General features: G+C 66.3%; 8 protein-coding genes. 6 read left to right on the top strand and 2 right to left on the bottom strand.

What is annotated here, in order from left to right; genetic code table 11:
• Positions 1–7: 7 nt before the first annotated feature.
• Entirely contained in the window at positions 8–475 is a 468-nt protein-coding gene (locus tag A8V01_RS12400) for an outer membrane beta-barrel protein (protein ID WP_103096167.1), read from the bottom strand.
• 333 nt (positions 476–808) lie between these two features.
• Between A8V01_RS12400 and trpB the strand changes: the two genes are divergently transcribed.
• From trpB to A8V01_RS12420, 4 genes are read left to right on the top strand one after another with little or no spacing between them, the layout of a single operon-like run.
• Positions 809–2,047 (top strand): tryptophan synthase subunit beta, encoded by a 1,239-nt coding sequence (gene trpB / locus A8V01_RS12405; protein ID WP_103096168.1) that lies wholly within the window; start codon positions 809–811, stop codon positions 2,045–2,047.
• Positions 2,044–2,295, top strand: coding sequence for a hypothetical protein (locus A8V01_RS12410; RefSeq protein ID WP_103096169.1), 252 nt, complete (start codon positions 2,044–2,046; stop codon positions 2,293–2,295). Before trpB ends, A8V01_RS12410 begins: the two co-directional genes overlap by 4 nt.
• The gene (gene trpA, locus A8V01_RS12415) at positions 2,295–3,080 is read left to right on the top strand and encodes a tryptophan synthase subunit alpha (protein WP_103096170.1); all 786 of its coding nucleotides are present in this window, start codon (positions 2,295–2,297) and stop codon (positions 3,078–3,080) included. The genes A8V01_RS12410 and trpA overlap by 1 nt, the downstream gene beginning before the upstream one ends.
• A gap of 44 nt (positions 3,081–3,124) precedes the next feature.
• Positions 3,125–4,441, top strand: coding sequence for a bifunctional folylpolyglutamate synthase/dihydrofolate synthase (locus A8V01_RS12420; protein WP_103096171.1), 1,317 nt, complete (start codon positions 3,125–3,127; stop codon positions 4,439–4,441).
• On the opposite strand, the gene A8V01_RS12425 is transcribed toward A8V01_RS12420, so the two are convergent.
• Positions 4,438–6,117: an AmpG family muropeptide MFS transporter gene (locus A8V01_RS12425; RefSeq protein WP_103096172.1), complete on the bottom strand. Its 1,680-nt coding sequence runs from the start codon at positions 6,115–6,117 to the stop codon at positions 4,438–4,440. The genes A8V01_RS12420 and A8V01_RS12425 overlap by 4 nt on opposite strands.
• Positions 6,118–6,213: 96 nt before the next feature.
• On the opposite strand from A8V01_RS12425, the gene A8V01_RS12430 reads away from it, so the two are divergent.
• Together A8V01_RS12430 and rsmD are read left to right on the top strand one after the other, a co-directional pair.
• Positions 6,214–7,671 carry a pseudouridine synthase gene (locus tag A8V01_RS12430; protein ID WP_103096173.1) on the top strand — a complete coding sequence of 486 codons (1,458 nt, stop codon included), beginning with the start codon at positions 6,214–6,216 and terminating at the stop codon, positions 7,669–7,671.
• On the top strand, positions 7,668–8,225 hold the full coding sequence (rsmD, locus tag A8V01_RS12435) for a 16S rRNA (guanine(966)-N(2))-methyltransferase RsmD (protein WP_103096174.1): 558 nt from the start codon (positions 7,668–7,670) through the stop codon (positions 8,223–8,225). Before A8V01_RS12430 ends, rsmD begins: the two co-directional genes overlap by 4 nt.
• Positions 8,226–8,431: the final 206 nt, after the last annotated feature.

The following is an 8,431-nucleotide window of genomic DNA, read 5'->3' on the forward strand; positions in this document are numbered from 1 at the left end:
CCGTGGATCAGAACTTGACGCCCACGCCCACGAGGCCACGATCGGCGTCGGGGGTGTTGTCGCCAACCAGCAGGTGCTGGTATTCAGCCTTCACGTAGTAACGCGAACCAACGTCCTGCTGGACGCCGCCGCCAACGCCCACGGCGCTGTTGCAGTACTTGCAGTTCTTCGACTGCCAGTCGGCCAGCGCGTAGACCTTGGTGCCGTCGCGCGGCTCGATGCCGATGCGGCCACCGGCGCCCCACGAAACGCGGGTGTTGTCGGTCAGAATCTTGTCGGCCGAACCCTGCACGCCAACGAACAGGCCCGGAGCCAGATCGTAGTCGTAACCGATCGCACCACCAACAGTTGCTTCGCTGTCGCTACCGTCCCAGATCACACCGCCGCGTGCTTCGACGCGGACTTCGTTGGCCAGGGCGGGAGTGGCAGCGGCCACGGCAGCAACCGCGGCGAGCGAAACAAGTGCAATACGCATATTTTATAACTCCAAGTATTCCTGCGATCCCGACCCTCATCGGGGTTATCACCGGGAACGCTCCCGCCGCTGGACCCCGTCACCTTTCCGTCAGATGAACGATAAATTCTTGGAATCGTTCAAAACGTCACAAAACTGCAGTTTATTGGCGTTAGGTGCTTTTGCCCGGATTCAAGTTGCATTGTTTGCAATTGAATATCCACCTGGTGATCACCACGGCTTGGGCACCACCGCTTTGACAAGGTCGCGCATTTCTGGCGCCGCACCGCCAAAGCGCGGCGCCGCCTGCAAGGCGTCTGGACAAGCGCGGGGGGGTCTGCCAATCGCCGCTGCATGACCGTTCAAAGCCCCAATTCGCTGCGTTCGTATCCCGATGAGTCGGGCCACTTCGGCCAGTTCGGCGGCCGCTACGTCGCCGAGACGCTGATGCCGCTGATCCTCGATCTTGAGAAAGAGTATCGCGCCGCGCGGCAGGACCCGGCTTTCCAGGCGCAGTTTGACGATCTGCTCAAGACCTTCGTCGGCCGCCCCAGCCCGCTCTACCCCGCCCCGCGCGTGACCGAGCATTTCCGCAAGCTGGCGCCCAAGGGCAAGGGCCCGAAGATCTACTTCAAGCGCGAAGACCTGAACCACACCGGGGCGCACAAGATCAACAACTGCATCGGCCAGATCCTGCTGGCCATGCGGATGGGCAAGACCAAGATCATCGCGGAAACCGGCGCGGGCCAGCACGGCGTCGCCACCGCCACCGTCGCGGCGCGGTTCGGCCTGCCCTGCACGATCTTCATGGGCGCCAAAGACGTTGAACGCCAGAAGCCCAACGTCTTCCGCATGAAGCTGCTGGGTGCAGAAGTCATGCCGGTGACCAGCGGCGCGGAAACGCTGAAGGACGCGATGAACGAGGCGCTGCGCCACTGGGTCGCAAACGTTCACGACACCTTCTACATCATCGGCACCGCCGCCGGCCCGCACCCGTACCCGGAACTCGTGCGCGATTTCCAGAGCGTGATCGGCACCGAAACCCGCGCGCAGATGCTGGAGGCCGAAGGCCGCCTGCCTGACATGCTGGTGGCGGCCGTGGGCGGCGGATCGAACGCGATCGGCATGTTCCACCCCTTCCTTGACGACCCCGAAGTCGCGATGGTGGGCATCGAGGCCGGCGGGCACGGCGTCGATACGGACAAGCACGCCGCATCGCTCACGGGCGGAAAGCCGGGTATCCTTCACGGCAACAAGACCTATCTGCTGCAGGACGAAGACGGGCAGATCACCGAAGCCCACTCGATCAGCGCAGGGCTGGACTATCCCGGCCTTGGCCCCGAACATTCGTGGCTGCATGAAGCCGGCCGCGTGCGCTACGTGCCGATCACCGACAGCGAGGCGCTTGAAGCGTTCCAGCTGTGCTGCGCGCTGGAAGGCATCATCCCGGCGCTGGAAAGCGCCCACGCCCTTGCCGCCCTGCCCCAGCTCACCGCCGAGATGGACGAGGACAAGCTGCTTGTCGTCAACGTCTCCGGCCGCGGCGACAAGGACATCTTTACGGTGGCCGAGGCGCTGGGGGTCGAGCTTTGAAAAAGGGCGGCTGGCAACGGTCGCTGATCGACGCAGCCATGCTCTGGATGGCCGTGTTCCCGGCAATCAAGGTCTTTGCCGACCTTGTCCGGGGACGCTCCTTCGACCTTTCGGGCGCGGGCTATTACTGGGCCTTCGCCTTTCGGGGAAGCTGGGGCGATATCGCCATCAGCCTTGCCTACATCGCCGTATACGTCGGCCTGACGGCCGCCATCCTCCGCTATTCCGGAAAGACGCTGTTCTCCTGATGACCCGCTTCGCAAACGCTTTCGCAAAAGGCCCCGCGCTCGTCTGCTTCATCACCGCAGGCGACGGCGACACTGCATCGAACCTCGACGCGCTGGTCGCGGGCGGGGCTGACGTGATCGAACTGGGCATGCCCTTCACCGATCCCATGGCGGACGGTCCTGCGATCCAGGAAGCGAACCTGCGCGCGCTGGCCAGGGGTACGCGCACGGCAGATATCTTCCGCATCGCTACCGAGTTCCGGCAGCGTCATCCCAACGTGCCGCTGGTGCTGATGGGCTATGCCAACCCGATGACCATCCGCGGCCCCGAATGGTTTGCCGACGAATGCGCGAAGGCTGGCGTCGACGGCGTTATCTGCGTCGATATTCCCAGCGAAGAGGATGCCGAACTTGGTCCGGCGCTGCGCGAAAAGGGCGTATCGCTGATCCGCCTTGCCACGCCGACGACCGACGCGGCGCGGCTTCCCGCCGTACTGAATGGCTCCTCGGGCTTCCTCTATTACGTCTCGGTCGCGGGCATCACCGGCATGCAGCAGGCCGCGCAAGGTTCGATCGAGGAAGCCGTAGCAAGGCTCAAGGCCGCCAGCGACATTCCCGTCGCCGTGGGCTTCGGCGTGCGCACGCCCGAACAGGCCGCAGCGATTGCAAAGGTTGCCGACGGTGTCGTCGTCGGCTCTGCCTTTGTCGAGATCGTCAAGCAGCATGGCGATAGCGCGCCCGGCCCGCTTCAGGACTACACCGCATCGCTTGCCGAGGCTGTCCATTCGGCGCGCATTAACGCCTGACCTGCGCTCTACGGCTGGCCGCGCAGGACGCTGCAGAGGACATCATGAAAGACTTCGCCGTGTCTGACGCACCTGCCGTGCAAGCGCAGCTCGATCGCCTTGCGGCGCTGTCCTTGCCGCAGGGCCGCATCGGGCTGGACGCGATCCGTACCCTGCTGGCACGCCTTGGCAACCCGCACCTGAACATCCCGCCCGCCTTTCACGTGGCGGGCACCAACGGCAAGGGATCGACCTGCGCCTTCCTGCGCGCGATCCTTGAAGCACAGGGCTACAAGGTCCACGCGATCACCAGCCCGCATCTGGTGCGCTACAACGAACGCATCCGCATCGCCGGTGAACTGGTCAGCGACGATGAGCTTGCCGGCCTGCTGGCCGAAGTGCTCGACGCGGCGGACGGCCTTGAAGTCAGCTTCTTCGAAACCACGATCGCGGCCAGCTTCCTTGCCTTTGCACGCCATCCGGCGGACGTCTGCGTGATCGAGGTCGGCCTTGGCGGCCGCTTCGACGCAACCAACGTCCTGCCCGCACCGCTGGCCTGCGGCATGGCCACGCTGGGCATCGATCACGAACGCTTCCTCCTTGCACCGGAAGACGGCACGCCCACGCAACCGCTTACCCGCATTGCGTTCGAGAAGGCCGGTATCCGCCGCCCTCACGTGCCGCTGGTAACGCAGTCCTACCCGCCGGAAGTCGTTGCCTTCCTCCAGTCGCTGACCGCGTCTGACGACGTGCCGCTACTCGCGCGCGATGCGCAATGGAAGGCGCAAGCCACCCGTGACGCGATCTGGTACGAAGACAGCCACGGCGCGCTGACGCTGCCCCTACCCACGATGCCCGGCGCGCATCAGGCCGACAACGCCGCGCTCGCCACCGCTATTCTCCGCGCGCAGGATGTGCTGAGGATCGATCCGCAGGCTTTCGCCGAAGGCATCCGCGCCGCGCACTGGCCCGCGCGCATGCAATTGCTGGGGCAAGGGCCGCTCACCGCGCTCGTCCCCGGCACCCCGGTCTGGCTCGACGGCGGGCACAACCGGGATGCCGGCCTCGCGCTGGAAAAGTTCCTGCGCGCGCACGAAATCGCGCCGCACCTTATCCTTGGTATGATCGCAGGCAAGGATCCGGGGGCGCTGCTCGATCCGTTGCATCGGCTGGTGGAGAGCGTGACGCTGGTGCCGGTCCCCGGCCATGACTGCCATCCGCCCGAAGCGTTCGCAGGCTGGTCGCTCCCCACGTCTACCGCGCCCGATGTGTCCACCGCGTTGCGCGAACTCGAACGACTCCAGCCCCGCGCAGTGCTGATCGCAGGCTCGCTCTACCTGGCAGGAGCCGTGCTGGGCGCCAATGGCGAGTTGCCCGACTAAACTGCTGAGTTGGTAGAACTGCGAGCAGTTCGCCACCATTCCAGCAGGCTGAGCACGATAGCCAGGGTGCCGATCCAGGTGACCAGCACGAACATCCGGTAATAACCCTGCTCCTCGATCATCCGGCCCAGCGCTCCGCGCCCGAGCGTGCCGACCAGCAGCGTCAGCGATGACAGCAGCGCATACTGCACCGCGCTGTAACGCTTGGACACGATAGAGGAGAGCCAGGCGATATAGGCCGCGCCCGCAATGCCGGTGGCAAGGTTTTCAGTGCCGATCGTCACCATCAGCGCGCCAAGCCGAGGCTCGCCGCCCAGATGCTCGACCAGCCAGGTCACCCCCAGCACGTCGCTGAGCACGGCCATGCGTGCGCCGCCAAGGGCAAGGTCGGCGTAAAGCAGGTTCGTTACCGCCGCCAGCACCGCGCCCAGCGTGAGCGTCGCCATGCGGCCCAGCACGGTCAGCAGCATGCCGCCCAGCGCCAGGCCCAGCACGATCGCGCCGACGCCGAAGAACTTGGACGCGATGGCGACTTCGTCCTTCGAATACTTCAGTTCGCCAAGGTAGAACGGATAGGCGAACGTCCCCCAGATCGAATCGCAGATGCGGTACGTGAGCACCAGCGCCAGCGCGAGGACCAGCCCCCAGCCCATCCGGCCGACCAGTTCGGTCAGCGGCAGGATCAGCGCGCGATAAAGGTGGTCCAGCGCTTGTCCGCCCATGCCCTGATCCGGCGCATCGACCGTCAGCAGGTGCCGTCCCTTGCGTTGCAGGTAGACCAGTACCGCGGCGATGGCCGATGGCAGCATGATCGTCGCCAGCACGATCAGCGGGCCGGTACCCGCCACGAACTCCATAGCATCGGGGCGCTGTGCCGGGTCGCTGCCGAGCGAGCGGATCATGAAGATCACCACCGTCACCAGCGCCCAGCCCCACAGCAGGCCGACACCGCCCAGCGCGATTGTTCGGACGCCGGGGGACAGTTGCCCCGCCGAGCGCAGTTCGCCCGATGCCTCATCGGCGCGGGCTTCCTGCGCTTCGGCGTTGGTATCCGGTGCGAAGAGGCAGATCGCGCCCGCCGCCAGCAGGATCACGCCCATCGTCAGGAACACGGTCGGCCAGCCGATGCGATCTGCCAGGATCAGCGAAACCGCACCGCCCACCAGCGCGGCCGTGCGATAGCCCATCTGGAACACAGTAGAGAGCATGTCGATCGTCGCCACATCGTCCGCTACGTCTACCCGCCAGGCGTCGATGGCGATATCCTGTGTGGCAGAGGCGAATGCGCCGATGCCCGCCAGCAGCGAGAACAGCCCCAGCGCCGCCACCGGATCGAGCCGCGACAGCGTGACAAGAATCGCGCCGAGCAGGATCTGTGCGGTCACGATCCACTGCTTGCGCCGCCCCAGTCGCTTCAGCACCGGCAGGTTCAGCCGGTCGAGCGCGGGCGACCACAGGAACTTGAAAGCATAGGCAAGTCCGATGAGCGAGAACACGCCCATCGTCTCCAGGTCGACATGTGCGTCCGACAGCCAGGCATAAAGCGTACCCAGCAGCAGCGAGTAAGGCAGTCCTGCCGCAAAGCCGAAAACGGCCATGAAGCCCGTCTTGCGATTGCCCAGCGCACGGCCCACGGCCCTCCAGCCGGGCTTCGGCCCAGCGGCGGTTTCGGACATCAGGATACCTTCTCGTTCATCACGCCGGAACCCTAACGCAGTCCTGCGTGAAGGGAAGGCTGGATGAAGGCGCGATCAACAGGTATGGGCGCAGGAATGTCCAAACCTCCCAGCAAGTCCGGCGGCTCCTTCGGCCGTGGCCGCAATTCCGGTAGCGGTTCCTCCCGCGATGGTTCCTCCTTCGGCGGAGGTCCGCGTGGCGGGTCTTCGCGCGGCGGGTCGTCGAGCGGAGATGGCCCGCGCTACAACGCCGGCAGCGGCAGCGCGCGTGGCCGCAGCGGACGCGATGACGGCCCTGCCGAGGGCGCTCAGGGCTCGCGCGGTGGACGCGGACGCCGGGAAGCCCCGCGCATCGGCAGCCGCGAGGATTTCCGCAGCGAGTTTCCCCGCCGCAATGCGCGCGACGGTGGCCCGCGTGATGGAGCCGAACGTCCCCGTAGCGATCGTCCGCGCAGTGACCGTCCTCGCGGTGATGCCCCCCGCAGTGATCGTCCGCGCGAAGACGGCCAGCGCAGCGGCGCCTATCGCAGCGGCTCGGCACGTGACGGCGGCCCCCGTGCGGAGCGCCCCAGTGACGCCAGGCGTGACGCCAGGCGCGACGGCGGTCGTGATGGAGAACGCGGCTATCGCCCCCGCAGTGACGAACGCGGCCCCGGCGACCGGTTCGGGTCGGATCGCGGCCCTCGCCCTGCCTATGGCAATGCAGGCCGCCCGCAGGCTTCGCGCCCGAACATGAAGCCCGGCGCCGCGCCGCGCGCAGCCGCGCCGACGCCCAAGGACCCCACCCTGCCCGCGCGCGAAGGCGAACGCATCGCCAAGCTGCTCGCCCGCGCAGGGGTCGCCAGCCGCCGCGAGGTGGAGCGCCTGATCATCGAGGGCCGCGTCGCGCTGAACGATGTGCTCATCGAAACGCCCTCCACCGTGCTTACGTCGTTGCGCGGCGTGACGGTGGACGGCAACCCGATCGCCGAAGCCGAAGGCACGCGCCTGTTCCTGTTCCACAAGCCCTCCGGCCTGATCACGGCAGAGCGCGATCCCGCCGGTCGCCCGACGATCTACACCGCGCTGCGCAACGCCCTGCCCGAAGGGACCGGGCGCGTGATGCCGATCGGCCGTCTTGATCTCAACACCGAAGGGCTGCTGCTGCTGACCAACGATGGCGAATTCAAGCGCCAGCTGGAACTGCCCGCCACCGGCGTACCGCGCACTTACCGCGCGCGCACCTTTGGCGACATCACGCAGGGACAGCTTGAAGAACTGATGGAAGGCATCGAGGTGGACGGCGTGATCTACGGCAAGATCGACGCCAACATGGAGCGCCGCACCGGCCGCAATCAGTGGATCGAACTGACGCTGACCGAAGGCAAGAACCGCGAAGTTCGCCGCGTGCTGGAAGCGCTGGGCCTGCAGGTCAGCCGCCTGCTACGCACTGCCTACGGGCCTTTCCGCCTGGGCGATCTGCCCAAGGGCATGGCCGGCGAAGTGTCGCAGCGCGATCTCGAAAACTTCCGCAAGAGCCTGCCGGGCCAGAATCCCACGAGAACGCAAGCATGAGCGGCAACCTGCGCATCGTCGCGGGCGAGTGGCGCGGCCGCAAGCTGGCCGCGCCCGAAGGCGACACCACCCGCCCCACCGCCGACCGCACGCGCGAGACGCTGTTCTCCATGCTGGTCAGCCGCCTCGGCGATTTCGAGGGGCTGAAAGTGGCGGACCTTTTCGCCGGATCGGGCGCGCTGGGACTGGAAGCCCTGTCGCGCGGGGCGGCGCACTGCCTGTTCGTCGATCAGGACGCAGCCGCCATCCGGGCGATTCGCAAGAACATCGCCAACCTGCAGGCCCAGCCGCGCAGCGATGTTCGCGCATCGTCGGTCATGGCGCTGGGCACGGCGAAGGAACACCTCGACCTTGTGCTGCTGGACCCGCCCTACGATACCGGCGCCGGTCAGGTCGCGGTGGACAAGCTTACGCGGCTCGGCTGGATTGGCGAAGGCACCTGGGTCAGCCTTGAAACGGGCAAGGGCGAGAATGTCTCGATCAAGGGTTTCGAGGCCGACGCCACCCGCGATGTGGGCAAGGCAAGGCTGCACCTGCTGCGCCGCATATCTTGACATTTATAACCATATAGGCTACATGGCCCAGCATCCGGGGTGACGAGGTACACGTCACCCCGGTGTATCGGGTCGGCGTCGTGGGCCGGGATGCGGTTTAAAAGCCGTGATCACGCACCCCACGCGTCCGTTCGAAGACCCGGACCGTCCTCTCGGCTTCTGGAAAGGTGGCATCTGCCTGATCCTGCGACATACGGCGGGACATC

Origin of the sequence: Novosphingobium guangzhouense, assembly GCF_002896965.1 — a bacterium.
In the GTDB taxonomy this organism is placed as follows: Bacteria; Pseudomonadota; Alphaproteobacteria; order Sphingomonadales; family Sphingomonadaceae; genus Novosphingobium; species Novosphingobium guangzhouense.